The organism is Paramesorhizobium deserti (assembly GCF_001558695.1).
In the GTDB taxonomy this organism is placed as follows: domain Bacteria; phylum Pseudomonadota; class Alphaproteobacteria; order Rhizobiales; family Rhizobiaceae; genus Paramesorhizobium; species Paramesorhizobium deserti.
In genome coordinates this window covers 283,381-299,758 of sequence record NZ_LNTU01000034.1, presented here as the reverse complement: position 1 = coordinate 299,758, position 16,378 = coordinate 283,381, and the positions used below count along the sequence as shown (strand labels likewise).

The following is a 16,378-nucleotide window of genomic DNA, read 5'->3' as shown; positions in this document are numbered from 1 at the left end:
TTTCTCTTTTGTTCACATTTCTGCTGTCAAGTGCGCCTGTCAAAAGATAAGGTCTGCACATGAAGGAAGCGATTCGGATCATCGGCATAGACCCGGGGCTCAGGCGCACGGGCTGGGGCGTGGTGGAAACACTCGGTAATTCGCTGCGCTTCATTGCCGCCGGCACGGTCAAGTCCGACGACAAGATGGACCTGGCATCCCGGCTCTGCCAATTGCACGAAGGGCTCTCGGCGGTCCTGCATCAGCAGATGCCGCATGAGGCCGCGGTCGAGCATACATTCGTCAACAAGGATGCATCCGCGACGCTGAAGCTGGGCCAGGCGCGCGGCATCGCCATGCTGGTGCCCGCCCAGGCGGGCCTGCGCGTTGCCGAATATGCGCCCAACGCGGTCAAGAAGGCGGTGATCGGCGTCGGGCATGGCGAGAAGCAGCAGATCCACATGATGGTCAAGGTGCTGATGCCGAAGGCGGCCTTCGATACCAGCGATGCCGCCGACGCGCTGGCCATCGCCATCTGCCATGCACATAACAGGCAAAGCTATCTTGGAAGCGGGAGGCTCGCGGCAATCGCATGATCGGCAAGCTCAAGGGGACTGTCGAGGAGATCGACGAGGATCATGTCATCATCGATGTGCACGGGGTCGGCTATGTCGCCTTTTGCTCGACGCGGACGCTGGGCAATCTGCCGGGACCGGGCGAGGCGACTATCCTCTTCATCGAGACCTATGTGCGCGAGGATATGATCCGGCTTTATGGCTTCGCCTCACAGCTGGAGCGCGAATGGTTCCGCCTCCTGCAGAACGTGCAGGGTGTCGGCGCCAAGGTGGCGCTTGCCGTGCTCGGTACGCTGACGCCTTCCGATCTCGCCAACGCGATCGCGCTGCGCGACATCGCCATGGTCAGCCGCGCGCCGGGCGTTGGCAAGAAGGTGGCGGAGCGCATCGTCACCGAATTGAAGAACAAGGCTCCGGCCTTCGCCGGGGAGGCCTCTGGAACCATCGGGCTGAAGCAGGAGTTGGGCGAAGGCGTCGCTTCCGCGCCAGTCGCCGATGCGGTTTCGGCGCTCAGCAATCTCGGTTATTCGCGCGATCAGGCGGCCAATGCTGTGGCGGCAGCGCTGAAGCAGGCGGGAGAAGACGCCGATTCGGCGAAGCTTATTCGCGTGGGCTTGAAGGAACTGGCGCGGTGAGGGGAGTAGGGGAATAAGGGAGTAGGGGAGTATGTTTGTGATAGACATGCTCCCTTATTCCCCTACTCACTTACTCCCCTCCGCAATGCGAAGGCGGATGAAGAGTATGATATTTATGAGAAAAGCGGCATGAACGACGCCAACCGCCTGATTTCCGCCGACAAGCGCGGCGAGGATGTCGACAATACGCTGCGGCCGCAGACGCTTGACGATTTTGTCGGGCAGGCGGCAGCGCGCGCCAATCTGAAAGTGTTCATCGAGGCGGCAAGAACGCGCGGCGAGGCGCTCGACCATGTGCTCTTCGTCGGGCCGCCGGGGCTCGGCAAGACGACGCTGGCGCAGATCATGGCGAAGGAGCTCGGCGTCAATTTCCGCTCGACCTCCGGCCCGGTGATCGCCAAGGCGGGCGATCTCGCCGCCCTTTTGACCAATCTCGAAGATCGCGACGTGCTGTTCATCGACGAAATCCACCGGTTGAACCCGGCGGTGGAGGAAATCCTCTATCCAGCAATGGAGGATTTCCAGCTCGACCTCATCATCGGCGAGGGACCGGCGGCACGTTCGGTGAAGATCGACCTCGCCCGGTTCACGCTGGTCGCCGCGACCACCCGCCTAGGCCTTCTGACCACGCCGCTGCGCGACCGCTTCGGCATCCCCGTGCGGCTCAATTTCTATACGGTGGAGGAACTGGAGCACATCGTGCGGCGCGGTGCGCGCATCATGCAATTGGGCATCGCCGATGACGGGGCGCTGGAGATCGCCCGCCGCGCCCGCGGCACGCCGCGCATCGCGGGGCGGCTGCTGAGAAGGGTGCGCGATTTCGCGCTGGTGGCGGGTGCAGATACGGTCAACCGCAAAGTGGCCGACGAGGCGCTGCAGCGGCTCGAGGTGGACAGCCTCGGCCTCGACCAGCTCGATCGGCGCTATCTCAACATGATCGCCCGGAATTTCGGCGGCGGGCCGGTCGGCATCGAGACGATCGCCGCCGGGCTTTCGGAGCCGCGCGACGCGATCGAGGATATCATCGAGCCTTATCTGATCCAGCAGGGCTTCATTCAGCGCACGCCGCGCGGGCGGCTCCTGACCGTCAATGCGTGGAAGCATCTGGGCTTGACCGCTCCGTCCGATCTCGCCCAGACGCAGATTGGGCTGTTCGACAATGACGATTAGGCCGAAAAGCTATTTCAGGCCGAGCCCCTTCAAGATGACGGGATCCAATGTGCCGCTCTCGTCATCGGTGGTAATGCCGAAGGCTCCGCCCCATGACCAGACCGCCCAGGCATAGCCGTAGCGCTCCGCCAATGCGGTGACATCGCGCAGATAGGCGGCGCGCCATGGGGCCGGCATGCTGTGGGATTGGCCGTATTCCTGACGGATCATGCCGAACTCGCCGAGGAAGATATCTTCCGGGCCGATGCCGTATTTCTCCGCCCAGGCCTTGACGGTCCTGAACGGGGCTTCCAGGACTGCCGACAGCTTCTCCGGCGTGTCGATCTCCGCATATTGCTCATCGAGATAGGCGAGCATGCCGGCCCTGCGCATCTGCGGCGCCTCACCTTCTATGCGCTGGCGGATATTATCGAGGATATTCTGCTGTTGTGGCTTCGGAACGCTGTATGGCGGATAGGGGATACCGGTGACATAGCGGATGAAGTCTCCGGCCCATAGGGCGCCCTGGTGCGTCAGAAGGAAGGGCTCATAGGAATGGAAGGTCCAGATGATGTTGTCGTCGGGAATGTCGCGCGGATCGAGGCGCGCCAGAAAATCGGCCTTCGCCCAGCAGCCTCCTGAAAGCACCAAGGTCAGCCGCGTGGCCGAGGCACGGGCGGCCGCGAAGAGCTGTCGGAGCTTCGCTGGCCATTGGTAGAACGGTGCAGGATCGCAATCGACTACCGGCTCGTTCATCAATTCCAGCGCCACCTGCTCCGGCGGTTCTTGCGAAAGCGTATGCGCCATGGTGCGGACGACTTCGAGATAACGCTCGAAGAGGGCGGGGTCGTTCATAACCTCGGTCATTCCGATGCCGCGATTATCTCCGGCGGGGATGAGGTGGAGATCGACGACGGCCTTCAGCCCCGCCTGATTGACCAGATGTACGGACTGCCGGACGCTTCGGTAGAGCTCATCGCGAAATGCCGCTGTCCGGTTGGAAAGGAAGGGTGAGGGGTCGACAGGGATGCGGACGAAATCGAAACCTGCCTGTTTCAGCGCGAGGAAATTATGTTCCCCGAGGGTTTTGCGCCACTCCGGATAGGGCAGGAGCACGCCTTCGTCATTCCAGCGGCTCTCGTTTGGCCAGGTGGTCCACATGTCGAGATTGACGCCGCGTTGCATCTTGAAGGTCGCCGCGGCAGCCGGAATGCAGAATCCGGCGGCGATCGCTGAACCCAATATCCAAATCAGCAGCTTCTTGAACGTGATCGGCAAGAATGCCATCGCTTCCCTGTCGCCAGTAAAAGGTTGCAAGAAAATGCTCCCAGTGAGAGGAAGGCGGGATGACGGAACAAAGCAGGCTCGCGGATAATAATCCAATGACGGAAGATGAAAAGACGCTTTCGGGCGCTCTGGTGGATGGCGGGCACCGGTTGCTGGCGCGGGTTTATTATGCGGATACGGATTTTTCCGGCGTGGTCTATCACGGCCGTTATCTCGAATTTCTCGAACGCGGACGTACCGATTTTCTCCGTCTGATCGGCATTTACCATTCGGAACTGGCGGACGGGCTGCATGGCGAGCAGCTCGTCTGGATCGTCCGGCGCATGGAGATCGATTTTCGGGCGCCTGCGCACATCGACGATGTGCTGGTGATCGAAACCAAGGTGGAGGATGCTTCGGGTGCCCGCATCCATATGCGGCAGACGATCTCCCGGGAGGGTGCGCTGTTGATTGAGGCGCGGGTCGAGGCGGCGCTGATAAACAGTGCGGGGCGGCCACGCCGTTTCCCCAAGGAATGGAAAGACGTTTTTCAGCTCAAGACGTTATAAATGTTTTCGTCCTGTCAGAATTGCCCGGAATCCTAACTCATCCTTAACCATAACAATCCATTAATGGCGAAGTAGGGAACGACAGGAAGCGAGCGTTTTACTAAAGCGCCTTCCTTTCACCAAATTTAGCCGCAAGAAGCCGCATTAGGGGCTGATTAACCCTATAAAGCGGCGATTGCGACAACAAATGCGACCCTTGCCGCCCGGTCACGAGCCGGGCGTTTGGATTCGAGGATGGTGGACTTATGGAAAACATTGCGCTTGCGGCACCCAGCGCTGACGTCACGCTCTGGGGTCTGTTCATACAGGCGAACTGGGTGGTCAAGCTCGTCATGCTCGGCCTTCTCGGCGCGTCGATCTGGACGTGGGCGATCATTGTCGACAAGACGCTCGGCTTCGGCAGGACGCGGCGCGCGCTTGATCGCTTCGAGCAGGTGTTCTGGTCGGGACAGTCGCTCGAGGAGCTCTACCGCAATCTCAGCGAACGCCGCGCGACGGGCATGAGCGCCATTTTCATGGCGGCGATGCGCGAGTGGAAGAAGTCGTTCGAGAAAGGCGCCCGCTCGCCGATCGCCCTGCAGATGCGCATCGACAAGGCGATGGATGTGGCGCTCGCGCGCGAGAACGACAAGCTCGAAGCGCGGCTGGGGTTCCTCGCGACGATCGGCTCGGCGGCGCCGTTCATCGGGCTTTTCGGCACGGTCGTCGGCATCATGACCTCGTTCCAGGCGATCGCCGCCTCGAAATCGACCAATCTTGCGGTGGTGGCGCCCGGTATCGCCGAGGCCCTGCTGGCGACGGCCATCGGCCTTCTGGCCGCTATTCCGGCTGTTATCGCCTATAACAAGCTTTCGAGCGACGCCGGCAAGATCAGCGCGCGCATGGAGGGCTTCGCCGACGAGTTTTCCGCCATACTCTCGCGGCAAATCGATGAGAAGCTCGCACCGCGCAATCAGTAAAACAGGTTCTGGACGCTAGGGAAACTATGCCATGGGCATGTCGGTGGGAAGTCAAGGGCTGCAGTCGGGACGTCGTCGCCGTGGCCGCAAGAAAGCGCTGATGAGCGAAATCAACGTCACGCCGTTCGTGGACGTGATGCTGGTGCTCTTGATCATCTTCATGGTCGCGGCGCCGCTGCTGACGGTCGGCGTTCCCATCGATCTTCCGGAAACCCAGGCGAAGGCGATGAACGCCCAGACGCAGCCGATCACCGTCTCGGTCAACGACAAAGGGCAGATCTATCTACAGGAAACGGAGATCGGCATAGACGAGGTGGTGCCCAAGCTCGAAGCGATCTCCAAGACCGGCTATGAGGAACGCATCTTCGTGCGCGGCGACAAGACGGCGGATTACGGTACCGTCATGAGGGTCATGGCGCGGATTTCGGCGGCCGGTTTCAAGAATATCGGCCTTGTGACACTCCAGGAGCAGGATAGCTGACGCCATCATGAAGGCTGGCCTGACATCCTCTGCGATCTTGCATGCCATCGTCATCGGGTGGGGATTGTTTTCCTTCTCGTCGCCGAAGACTTTTGACGTGGCCGATACCGAGGCGCTGCCGGTGGATATCGTACCGATCGAGTCGATCGCGCAGGTGCAGCAGGGCGACAAGAAGGCGGCGATGAAGGAAAAGCCCGCGCCGAAGCCGACGAGCAAGCCGAACACGGTCGAGAACGCCGAGAACGCCGGCGACAACGAACTCGATCTGAAAACGCCGCCCAAACCGGATGCGAAACCCAAGCCCGTCGAGACGGCTGAGGCCGCCAAGCCGGAACCAAAGCCCGTCGAAAAGCCCGAGCCTCTTCCTGATCCCAAGCCCGAGCCGAAACCCGAACCCGTAAAGGTTCCGGCGACCGAGGTTCAGCCTCAACCTGAGCCCAAACAGGAGGTGAAGCCGGACGCGGTCGCCGAGGCGATCGAAAAGCAGACGGAAAGTCCCGACGCGGAAACGGTCAAGCTTCCCGACAAGGTGCCCGCGCCCGACGCCAAGCCGAAGCCGCCGCAGGCACAGACGGCCAAGACCCCGGATCGCAGACAGGCCGAGCAGACGGAGAGGTCGGCATCCTCGGCGAAGAATGCCTCGCAGGAGAAAGATGCCATCGCCGATGAGGTTAGGGCGCTTCTCAACCGGGAGAAAGCCTCCGGCGGCGGGGCGAAGCGTTCGACCGAACAGGCATCGCTTGGCGGCGAAAAGAACACCGGGGGTTCCAAGCTGAGCCAGAGCGAAATGGACGCGCTGCGAAGCCAGATTTCCCGTTGCTGGAACGTGCCCGCCGGCGCGGCGGACGCCAAGGGGCTGCGCGTGACGGTGAAGATGAAGCTTACCGAAGCAGGCGAGATCGAGGGTGCGCCCAATGTCGTCTCCGGCGGCGGTGATTCCGGTATCGGCAGGGTGGCCGCCGAGAGCGCGCGGCGTGCCGTGATCCGCTGCGCTCCCTACAATCTGCCGCGCGACAAATATGACGCCTGGGCCGACGTGATCATCAATTTCGACCCCAGCGAAATGTTCTGACAATTTCAACAATTCTGCCAATCAAGTGCCAAGGACAAACGAGGTCCCCGACATTATGAAGACAATGATCCGGACGTTTCTTTCGGCTTTTGCCATGTTCGTGGCGGTGAGCGTGGCGGCGGTCCTGCCCGCCCACGCCGTCGTCGAGATCGACATCAACAAGGGCAATGTGGAGCCGCTGCCGATCGCGATCACCGACTTCCTGTCAGGTGACCAGCTCGGCGCGAACATTTCCTCGATCATTTCCGCGGATCTGGAGCGTTCCGGACTGTTCGCGCCGATCAACAAAGGCGCATTCATCGAGAAGATTTCCAATCCCGACGCTTCGCCGCGCTTCGAAGACTGGAAGGTCATCAATGCGCAGGCGCTGGTCACGGGCCGCGTCACCAAAGAGGCGGACGGGCGGCTGAAGGCCGAGTTCCGCCTGTGGGACACTTTTGCCGGGCAGCAATTGTCCGGACAGCAGTTCTATACCTCACCCGACAATTGGCGTCGCATCGCGCATATTATCGCTGATGCCATTTACGAGCGACTGACCGGCGAGAAGGGCTATTTCGACACACGTATCGTCTTCGTCGATGAATCGGGTTCCAAGGAAAAGCGCGTGAAGCGTCTCGCCATCATGGATCAGGATGGTGCGAACGTCATTTATCTCACCGACGGGCGCGACTTGGTGCTTACCCCGCGCTTCTCACCCAATCGCCAGGAAATCACCTATATGTCGTTCGCTGGCAGCAAGCCGCGCGTCTATCTCCTGCAGCTCGATACGGGGCAGCGCGAGATCGTCGGCAATTTTCCGGGGATGACGATTGCGCCGCGCTTTTCTCCCGACGGGCAGAAGGTGATCATGAGCCTGCTTCAGGATGACGGCAGCGCCAACATCTATACGATGGACCTGCGCAGTCGCACCACGACGCGCCTCACCAGCAGCTCGGCAATCGACACTTCGGCTTCCTATTCGCCGGATGGCACGCAGATCGTGTTCGAGTCGGACCGCGGCGGCCGCCCGCAAATCTATGTGATGGGCGCCGATGGCTCCAATCCACGCCGCGTCTCCTTCGGCGACGGCACCTATTCGACGCCCGTCTGGTCACCACGCGGCGATCTGATCGCCTTCACCAAGCAGTCCGGCGGCCAGTTCTCCATCGGTGTGATGAAGACTGACGGCTCGGGCGAGCGGTTGCTGACGACGGGCTTTCACAACGAGGGCCCGACTTGGGCGCCGAACGGCCGCGTCCTGATGTTCTTCCGCCAGCCTCCCGGCGCCGGCCCGCGCCTCTACACCGTCGATTTGACCGGCCGCAACGAGCGCCAGATCCAGACGCCGAACTTCGCTTCGGATCCGGCCTGGTCGCCGCTGCTCGACTAAGCAACAATCGGGCAAGACGGCGGCGGTTTTTCATCGCCAGCCGTCTTTCCGCCGCATTATCTCTTAATCTCCGGACGGAAAGTCGCCGGGGACGGGAATGGCGCTCAAGAAAGCATTAACCATGTTTCTTGGGCGCGTCTTAACCTCGATATGGTTACTGGTTGTTCACCGCAACATTTCAAATTTCAAGGAGTTCCGGCCCATGCGCCGTATCCAGTCGATTGCACGCAGCCCGATCGTTGTCGCCCTTTTCATGACGCTTGCCGTTGCCGGATGCGCCTCCAAGAAAAATCTTCCGAACAATGCCGGTGATCTTGGGCTGGGCGCAAACGGAGCTGCTCCCGGCTCCGCGCAGGATTTCACGGTCAATGTCGGCGACCGTATCTTCTTCGATACCGATTCCTCGGTCATTCGCGCCGATGCGCAGCAGACGCTCGCCAAGCAGGCCCAGTGGCTGCAGCGTTATCCGAACTACCAGATCACGATCGAAGGCCATGCCGACGAGCGCGGCACACGCGAGTACAACCTCGCCCTTGGCCAGCGCCGCGCCGCCGCCACGCGTGACTATCTGGCATCGCAGGGTGTGCCTGCAAACCGCATGCGCACCATTTCCTACGGCAAGGAACGCCCGGTCGCGGTTTGCGACGATATTTCCTGCTGGTCGCAGAACCGCCGCGCGGTCACCGTTCTCGGCGGCGCCGGCAGCTAAGGCTGTTTCCTCCAGATGTCTCAGGACATTGGGGCAGGCTTGCAAAAAAGCCACATATCGATAAAGAAAAGCGGCCCTACCGGCCGCTTTTTTGTTTCGTCCATCTCTCCCAACAAACTTTGGCCGAACTCGCTTGCCTTCAAATGGGGCATGGACTGATAAATGAGCAAGCCGACCGGTATGGCGGTGTTTCTTCTCACGGCATGGGCCGACAAAAGGGGCCAAAGAGGAATGAACGAACCATTGAAAAGACTGATATTGGGTATGGCTGTGCTACCGCTGCTTGTCGGAGGGCCGGTGCTCGCCGCGAGCGCCGATCAGGGAGGCAGGCAACCCGTGCAGGCTTCACGCGCGACCCTTGCAGACAAGCTCCTGCCGGCATGGATGACGCAGAAATCGGATGCGGAAGCGCCCGCTGCCCGTGATCAGGTGCAGTTGGCGCAGGTTGCCGATCCTCGTGTGCGGCAGCTCGAGGAGCAGATCCGTGATCTGACCGGCAAGGTCGAGGAGCTGAATTTCCAAATCCTCCAGATGCAGGAGCAGATGCGCAAGGTGCAGGAGGACAATGAATTCCGGTTCGAGGAGCTGGAGAAGAGCAAGCGCTCGGATGCCGGCGGGCGTCAGGACAGGGCTGTTGCATCCGCTTCCCGCGGAAGCAACGTCGAGGCATCGGGAGATGCCTCGATCGCTTCGATCTCCACGCCTGCTCAGAGCGGCACATCCGCCCGCGCCGATTCCACTGCCATTGAACCGCAAAGCACGCCGAAAGAGCAGGGCGTTCCTCCCCGCACGCTCGGCACGATCCGTTTTGACGCCAATGGCAATGCAATCGGCGGGACGATCGAAGCGCCCGCGGCATCCGACGGCGATGCGCCTTCCATGGTGCCGAAGGGTGGCAACGATGTCGCCGCGCTGCCTCAGACGGATGATCCGCGGGAGCTCTATCAGCTCGCCTATCAATATATATTGGCGGGTGATTACCGCGCCGCTGAAACGGCTTTCCGCGAGCACATCAGCCGTTTTCCCAGTGACCCCATGACCTCCGATGCGCGGTTCTGGCTGGGGGAATCGCTCTATGCCCAGGAACGCTATCCCGAAGCGGCGACGGTCTTCATCGATACGCAACGTGATTTTCCGCAATCCAAACGCGGGGCCGAGAATCTGCTGAAGCTCGGCATGACCATGTCGAAGATGAAAGATCACGATGTCGCCTGTGCAACATTCGCCCAGGTGCCGACGCGTTACCCGAATGCGCCGCCGGCCGTTCTGGAACGGGTCACGGATGAGCGTACCAAAAACCGCTGCTGAGCCGGTTGCCCGCCAAGGTTTTTCACAGGTTGGTCCCGCACGGATTTTCGCGCCGATCGATTTCGGCAGGGAACGCGCCGTCATCGCAGCGGTTTCGGGCGGCAGCGATTCGCTGGCCCTGCTTTTCCTGCTGAAGGACTATCTCTCCGGGATCGGCAATGCGCCGGAACTGATCGCCGTCACGGTTGACCATGGACTGCGTCCGGAATCGGCTGACGAAGCAGCGGCGGTGGCAGAGCTTTGCACGAAACACGGCATTGCCCATCGCATTCTGCGCTGGGAAGGCGAGAAACCCAAAACCGGCATCCCGGCGGCGGCGCGCGAAGCGCGCTATCGCCTCCTGGTGGAGGCCGCGCGAGCGGCCGGCGCCGGGCTCGTCTTCACTGGCCATACGCAGGACGATCAGATCGAGACGTTCCTGATGCGCAAGGTGCGCGGCGGAGAACGCGGGCTGGCGGGGATGGCGGCGCTGACCTTGCTCGATGGCCAGATCTGGCTCCTGCGTCCGCTGCTCGCAACGCGCAGGACGGATTTGCGTGCATTCCTGTCGGAACGGCGGATCGCATGGTTCGAAGATCCGACCAATGAAAACACGGCTTTTGAACGCCCGCGTATACGCCGCGGCTCCGATGATGTGAAGCGGAGTGCCGTTCTCGAGGAGATTGCGGCGCGAATGGCGGCGCGGCGGGAACAAGGCATGGCCTCGGCCGCTTTCCTTTCTGCGGGACAGGTCCATATCGAGCCTGGCGATGTCGCAACCATCAATACAGGGGCGCTGGTGGATACAGGACAAGATGTCGCTGCGCTGGCCCTCGGCGTGCTCGTCGCCGTCATCGGCGGACGAAGCTTCCTGCCGGGCGAGGCAGAGCGTGCGCGTCTTCTCGCTCATCTCGCCGAGGAAAGCGGGCCGGTCAGACTCAGCCTCGGCGGCTGTATCGTGCAGCGCGGGGCGAAACGACATCGCATCTGGCGCGAGGCCCGCGGGCTGCCGAGCCTGACGCTCGCTTCCGGCAAAAGCGCCATCTGGGATGGGCGCTACCGGATCGTCAATCGCATTCCCGGCGGTGAGGATGTGCGGATCGCGCCGCCAACGGCCGCGCAATTGACCGCGTTCTGCCTGAGCAACGGCCTGGAGGACATGGATTTTTATCGCGCTGCCGTTCTGACTGGGCCGGCGGTCCAGGTTGGCGGCGAGATCATCGATATTCCCGCGATGACAGACGGCCGCTTTCTGCCCCCGGAACTGGCGGTCACGCGGCATATCGCCCTGTTCGACAAGGTGTTGCCGGGGCACGATCTGGCGCTTGCCAATGCCACCGCGCGTCTGTTCGGGCGGGCTGGCTATCCGCAGCCGCCAGCGTTGCCGAATATGTTGTAAACCAGAGCGATAAGAATCGCAGCAACAGCTATGGTCTGCCTTGGCAAGGCCTTGCTTCGATCCTATGTTAGCTGAAATTGCCGTTCCGGCTTTTCCGGGGCGGGCGTGATGACCGATTGGACCCGTTATGAATCCGAATTATCGCAACTTCGCCTTGTGGGCGATAATTGCCCTTCTCCTGATTGCGCTTTTCAATCTGTTCCAGAGCCCGGCGCAACGCACGTCGTCGCGCGAGATTTCCTATTCACAGTTCATCGATGATGTCGCGAACGGACGGGTCAAATCGGTGACCATTACGGGGGAGCGAATCAGCGGCACCTATTCCGATAACGGCTCCACCTTCCAGACCTATTCTCCGGGTGATACCGGCCTCGTTTCCCGGCTCGAGAACAAGGGCGTCGCGATCACCGCGCGTCCCGAAAGCGATGGCTCCAGCTCGCTCGTCGGCATCCTTCTCTCATGGCTGCCGATGATCCTGATCCTCGGCGTCTGGATCTTCTTCATGCGCCAGATGCAGGGCGGCTCGCGCGGGGCGATGGGCTTCGGCAAGTCGAAGGCCAAGCTTTTGACGGAAGCGCATGGCCGCGTGACTTTCCAGGACGTGGCGGGCGTGGACGAAGCCAAGGAAGATCTCGAGGAGATCGTCGAGTTCCTGCGCGATCCGCAGAAGTTCCAGCGCCTTGGCGGCCGCATCCCGCGCGGCGTGCTGCTCGTTGGCCCTCCGGGAACCGGTAAGACGCTGCTCGCCCGCGCCATCGCAGGCGAGGCGAATGTGCCGTTCTTCACCATCTCCGGTTCGGATTTCGTCGAAATGTTCGTCGGCGTCGGCGCAAGCCGCGTCCGCGACATGTTCGAGCAGGCCAAGAAGAACGCGCCCTGCATCATTTTCATCGACGAAATCGATGCCGTCGGCCGTCATCGCGGCGCCGGGCTCGGCGGCGGCAATGACGAGCGCGAGCAGACGCTGAACCAGCTGCTGGTCGAGATGGACGGTTTCGAGGCCAATGAGGGCATCATCCTGATCGCCGCGACCAACCGCCCCGATGTTCTCGACCCGGCGCTCTTGCGTCCCGGCCGTTTCGACCGCCAGGTGGTCGTGCCCAATCCGGATGTCGCCGGCCGCGAGAAGATTTTGAAGGTTCATGTCCGCAACGTGCCGCTGGCGCCCAATGTGGATTTGAAGGTGCTGGCGCGCGGTACGCCCGGCTTCTCCGGCGCCGATCTGATGAACCTCGTCAACGAGGCTGCCCTGATGGCGGCGCGGCGCAATAAGCGCCTTGTCACCATGCTCGAATTCGAGGATGCCAAGGACAAGGTGATGATGGGCGCGGAGCGCCGCTCCAGCGCCATGACGCAGGAAGAGAAGGAGCTGACCGCCTATCACGAGGCCGGTCACGCCGTCGTGGCGATGAACGTCGCCGCCGCCGATCCGGTACACAAGGCGACGATCATTCCGCGCGGCCGCGCGCTCGGCATGGTCATGCAGTTGCCGGAAGGCGACAAATATTCGATGAGCTACAAGTGGATGGTGTCCCGGCTCGCCATCATGATGGGCGGCCGCGTGGCCGAGGAGCTCAAGTTCGGCAAGGAGAACATCACCTCGGGCGCATCGTCCGATATCGAGCAGGCGACCAAGCTCGCCCGCGCCATGGTGACGCGCTGGGGCTTTTCCGACAAGCTCGGCCAGGTGGCCTATGGAGAAAACCAGGAAGAGGTGTTCCTGGGGCACTCCGTCGCGCGCCAGCAGAACATTTCGGAAGAGACCGCGCAGCTGATCGATGCCGAGGTTCGCAAGCTGATCGACAATGCCTACACCGAGGCGCGCAGCATCCTGACCAAGAAGAAGAAGGAATGGATTGCGATCGCAGAGGGCCTGCTCGAATATGAGACGCTGAGCGGTGAAGAGCTCAAGGCGCTTACTGCCGGCAAGAAGCCGGCGCGCGATCTGGGCGACGACACGCCGCCTTCACGAGGCTCCAGCGTTCCCAAAGCGGGTGCCGCCAAGAAGCGCAAGGGCAACGAGCCCGACACCGGCATGGAGCCGCAGCCGCAATCGTAAATGCGGAGCTATCCGACATTTCCAATGAAAAGCAGCCGGGCAATGCCCGGCTGTATCATGTGAGGCAGTATTGCTCCCTCAAGCCAGCAAAACGCGCTGAAAGCCTCGGTTAAGGAATCCCGGTTCATTATTGGGTGTAATGAGGTTGCATCTTTTGCACCCTCACAAGGATATGTAGGCTACTTACAAAAGGTTAAATTGCGCAGAGTTGCTGTTTCTGCGATAAAACAGCCCAAAAAGCCTGCACAAAAACTCAGATAAGGCACAATCATGAGTCGCAAATATTTCGGAACGGACGGCATCCGCGGAAAAGCCAACAGCTCTCCCATGACACCGGATATCGCCATGAAGGTCGGCATGGCGGTCGGGCTCATCTTCAGGAAATCGGGCCAGGGCAAGCGCGTCGTGATCGGCAAGGATACGCGTCTTTCCGGTTACATGCTGGAGAATGCGCTGGTGGCGGGCTTCACCGCGACGGGCATGGATGTCTTCCTGCTCGGCCCCATTCCGACGCCTGCTGTGGCGATGCTGTGCCGGTCGCTGCGCGCCGATATCGGCGTGATGATCTCGGCCTCGCACAATCCCTATTACGACAACGGCATCAAGCTGTTCGGTCCCGATGGTTTCAAGCTCTCTGACGAGTTGGAACTCGAAATCGAGAAGCTGATCCAAGAAGATATGAGCGGCATGCTGGCCAGCAATGGCGATATCGGCCGGGCCAAGCGCGTCGAGGGCGACATCTACCGCTACATCGAGTTCGCCAAGCGTACTCTGCCGCGCAACCTTTCGCTTTCAGGCCTGCGCATCGTGGTCGATTGCGCGCATGGCGCCGCCTACAAGGTGGCCCCCTCGGCGCTTTGGGAGCTCGGCGCGGAAGTGGTCACGATCAACAATGAGCCGAACGGCATCAATATCAATGAGGATTGCGGATCGACCCATCCAATCGGCCTCATGAAAAAGGTGCACGAGGTCAGGGCCGATCTCGGCATCGCGCTTGACGGCGATGCCGACCGGGTGCTGATGGTCGACGAGAACGGCAATGTCATCGATGGCGACCAACTGATGGCGGTGATCGCCGAATCCTGGGCCGATACCGGCCGGCTGACCGGGGGCGGCATCGTCGCCACCATCATGTCCAATCTGGGTCTCGAACGCTTCCTCGGCGGCATGGGGCTGACCCTCGCGCGGACCAAGGTGGGCGATCGCTATGTCGTCGAACACATGCGGGAGCATGGCTTCAATGTCGGCGGCGAGCAGTCGGGCCATATCGTCCTTTCCGATTTCTCGACCACGGGCGATGGTCTCGTCTCGGCCCTGCAGATCCTCGCAGTGATGCAGGAGCAGCAGCGGCCATTGAGCGAGATCTGCCAGAAATTCGAACCGGTGCCGCAGCTCCTGAAAAATGTGCGCACCACCGGCGGCAAGCCACTCGAGGACAAGAGCGTCAAGAGCGCCATCGACGATGCCCGCGATCGGCTCGGCAAGGCCGGGCGCTTGGTCATCCGGCCATCCGGAACTGAGCCGCTGATCCGCGTGATGGCCGAGGGCGACGATCGCAATCTCGTCGAAACGGTCGTCAACGATATCGTCAATGTGATATCAGGTGTCCGTACCGCAGCCTGACGAGCGGCCCACACTTTTCGCGAATCTGTTTCAAAAAGGCTCCGTTCTGGAGCCTTTTTCTTTGGTGGGTTCCGAATTTCTTAACAAGAATGGTGAAAAAACAGGGTTAAGCCGGGCTTAACTTTTCCCGTCTATTTCTAGCGATTGAAGTCAGTGGGTTCCGGCGCGTCAGCGCCAATAAGTTCCGGATGGGAAGCGACCATGCTCAATCAGACAAGATCCTTTATCGTCGGCGCGGTATTTCTGACCGTCGCCGGAGCCTCTCATTCCGCTCTCGCGGCGGACTTCGTGGAACCGGTGCCTGAAACACCGATCGTGCCCGAAGTGGTGGTGCCCCCGTCCGTCGGCGGCTGGTATCTGCGCGGCGATGTCGGCTATTCCTGGGCCAAGTTCCGCAAGGCCACCTACGCCACTTTCGGCTGCGATGAATGCGGCGCAGGCAGTATCGGCGAGAATGAACTTGATGGCGACCTGAAGGGCTCGTTCCTCATTGGCGGTGGTATCGGCTATCAGGTGACGGACTATTTCCGCACCGATCTGACGGTGGATTATCTCACACGCTCGAAATTCTCCGGCGAAACGGTCGGCACCTGCACGTCCGGTGGCGCGGCATTCGCTTGTACCTCGACCGACAGCAGCAAGCTCTCCGCACTGTCGATCCTCGCCAATGCCTATGTTGATCTCGGCAATTTCAATGGCTTCACGCCCTATGTCGGTGCCGGTATCGGCGGTACGCGGGTCAAGTGGGGAACGCTCGAGAACACGATCGGCGGCGATTTCGATCAGAGCGGCACGGAATATCATGATGGTGCTGCAAGCTGGCGCTTCACCTGGGCGCTGATGGCTGGCGTCTCCGTCGATATTGCGCAGAACCTGAAGCTCGATGCCGGTTATCGCTATCGCCGGATCGAAGGCGGCAACATGTTCGCCGGCAATGATTTCGTCGGCAAGGGCTATGATGACGGGCTGTCGCTGCACGACGTGCGCGTCGGTCTGCGCTACCAGTTCGGCGGACCGTCCGCGGTCGCTTATGCGCCCGAGCCACTGCCGGTCTACAAATAGTCTGATACCTCCCAACCTCCAGCGGCCCGGCTTCGGTCGGGCTTTTTTTTTGAGCAGATGTGCCGGCGTGGCATCAGACCTGCCACGGCAGCATCCGTCAGGGCGCAGCCCGTTATGCTTAACGGCTGTTTAAGGTTTTTGGTTAATGATCGGCGACATGGCGGCAAGGCGTCTATCGCCCGTAT

General features: G+C 61.1%; 15 protein-coding genes. 14 read left to right on the top strand and 1 reads right to left on the bottom strand.

The window, feature by feature from the left end; genetic code table 11:
- Window positions 1-59: 59 nt before the first annotated feature.
- The 3 genes from ruvC (at window position 60) to ruvB (ending at window position 2,359) form a co-directional block, all read left to right on the top strand.
- Complete coding sequence (ruvC, locus tag ATN84_RS17680) at window positions 60-575, top strand: crossover junction endodeoxyribonuclease RuvC (protein WP_068883075.1); 516 nt, start codon at window positions 60-62, stop codon at window positions 573-575.
- Window positions 572-1,189 (top strand): Holliday junction branch migration protein RuvA, encoded by a 618-nt coding sequence (gene ruvA / locus ATN84_RS17675; protein ID WP_068883073.1) that lies wholly within the window; start codon window positions 572-574, stop codon window positions 1,187-1,189. Before ruvC ends, ruvA begins: the two co-directional genes overlap by 4 nt.
- Before the next feature lie 129 nt (window positions 1,190-1,318).
- Entirely contained in the window at window positions 1,319-2,359 is a 1,041-nt protein-coding gene (gene ruvB, locus ATN84_RS17670) for a Holliday junction branch migration DNA helicase RuvB (RefSeq protein WP_068883071.1), read from the top strand.
- A gap of 9 nt (window positions 2,360-2,368) precedes the next feature.
- On the opposite strand, the gene ATN84_RS17665 is transcribed toward ruvB, so the two are convergent.
- Entirely contained in the window at window positions 2,369-3,625 is a 1,257-nt protein-coding gene (locus ATN84_RS17665; RefSeq protein WP_068883069.1) for a glycoside hydrolase family 5 protein, read from the bottom strand.
- 95 nt (window positions 3,626-3,720) lie between these two features.
- Here ATN84_RS17665 and ybgC point away from each other — a divergent pair, with 95 nt between their 5' ends.
- The 11 genes from ybgC to ATN84_RS17610 all read left to right on the top strand — a co-directional run bounded on the left by ybgC (window position 3,721) and on the right by ATN84_RS17610 (window position 16,193).
- Complete coding sequence (ybgC, locus tag ATN84_RS17660) at window positions 3,721-4,173, top strand: tol-pal system-associated acyl-CoA thioesterase (protein WP_068883067.1); 453 nt, start codon at window positions 3,721-3,723, stop codon at window positions 4,171-4,173.
- Window positions 4,174-4,418: 245 nt separating this feature from the next.
- A complete protein-coding gene (tolQ, locus tag ATN84_RS17655; RefSeq protein WP_068883065.1) occupies window positions 4,419-5,132 on the top strand; it encodes a protein TolQ in 714 nt (237 codons plus the stop codon).
- A gap of 31 nt (window positions 5,133-5,163) precedes the next feature.
- Complete coding sequence (gene tolR / locus ATN84_RS17650) at window positions 5,164-5,613, top strand: protein TolR (protein WP_068883063.1); 450 nt, start codon at window positions 5,164-5,166, stop codon at window positions 5,611-5,613.
- A 7-nt stretch (window positions 5,614-5,620) separates the two neighbouring features.
- Window positions 5,621-6,685 carry a cell envelope integrity TolA family protein gene (locus ATN84_RS27310; RefSeq protein ID WP_068883061.1) on the top strand — a complete coding sequence of 355 codons (1,065 nt, stop codon included), beginning with the start codon at window positions 5,621-5,623 and terminating at the stop codon, window positions 6,683-6,685.
- A 55-nt stretch (window positions 6,686-6,740) separates the two neighbouring features.
- Window positions 6,741-8,054, top strand: coding sequence for a Tol-Pal system beta propeller repeat protein TolB (gene tolB / locus ATN84_RS17640; protein WP_068883059.1), 1,314 nt, complete (start codon window positions 6,741-6,743; stop codon window positions 8,052-8,054).
- A gap of 202 nt (window positions 8,055-8,256) precedes the next feature.
- Complete coding sequence (gene pal, locus ATN84_RS17635) at window positions 8,257-8,763, top strand: peptidoglycan-associated lipoprotein Pal (RefSeq protein ID WP_068883555.1); 507 nt, start codon at window positions 8,257-8,259, stop codon at window positions 8,761-8,763.
- A 264-nt stretch (window positions 8,764-9,027) separates the two neighbouring features.
- Window positions 9,028-10,071: a tol-pal system protein YbgF gene (gene ybgF / locus ATN84_RS17630; RefSeq protein ID WP_068883057.1), complete on the top strand. Its 1,044-nt coding sequence runs from the start codon at window positions 9,028-9,030 to the stop codon at window positions 10,069-10,071.
- Window positions 10,046-11,449 (top strand): tRNA lysidine(34) synthetase TilS, encoded by a 1,404-nt coding sequence (tilS, locus tag ATN84_RS17625; RefSeq protein ID WP_068883055.1) that lies wholly within the window; start codon window positions 10,046-10,048, stop codon window positions 11,447-11,449. The genes ybgF and tilS overlap by 26 nt, the downstream gene beginning before the upstream one ends.
- 127 nt (window positions 11,450-11,576) lie before the next feature.
- Window positions 11,577-13,508 (top strand): ATP-dependent zinc metalloprotease FtsH, encoded by a 1,932-nt coding sequence (gene ftsH / locus ATN84_RS17620; protein WP_068883053.1) that lies wholly within the window; start codon window positions 11,577-11,579, stop codon window positions 13,506-13,508.
- A gap of 270 nt (window positions 13,509-13,778) precedes the next feature.
- A complete protein-coding gene (glmM, locus tag ATN84_RS17615) occupies window positions 13,779-15,131 on the top strand; it encodes a phosphoglucosamine mutase (RefSeq protein WP_068883051.1) in 1,353 nt (450 codons plus the stop codon).
- A 201-nt stretch (window positions 15,132-15,332) separates the two neighbouring features.
- The gene (locus tag ATN84_RS17610) at window positions 15,333-16,193 is read left to right on the top strand and encodes an outer membrane protein (protein ID WP_068883049.1); all 861 of its coding nucleotides are present in this window, start codon (window positions 15,333-15,335) and stop codon (window positions 16,191-16,193) included.
- The last annotated feature ends 185 nt before the right edge of the window (window positions 16,194-16,378 follow it).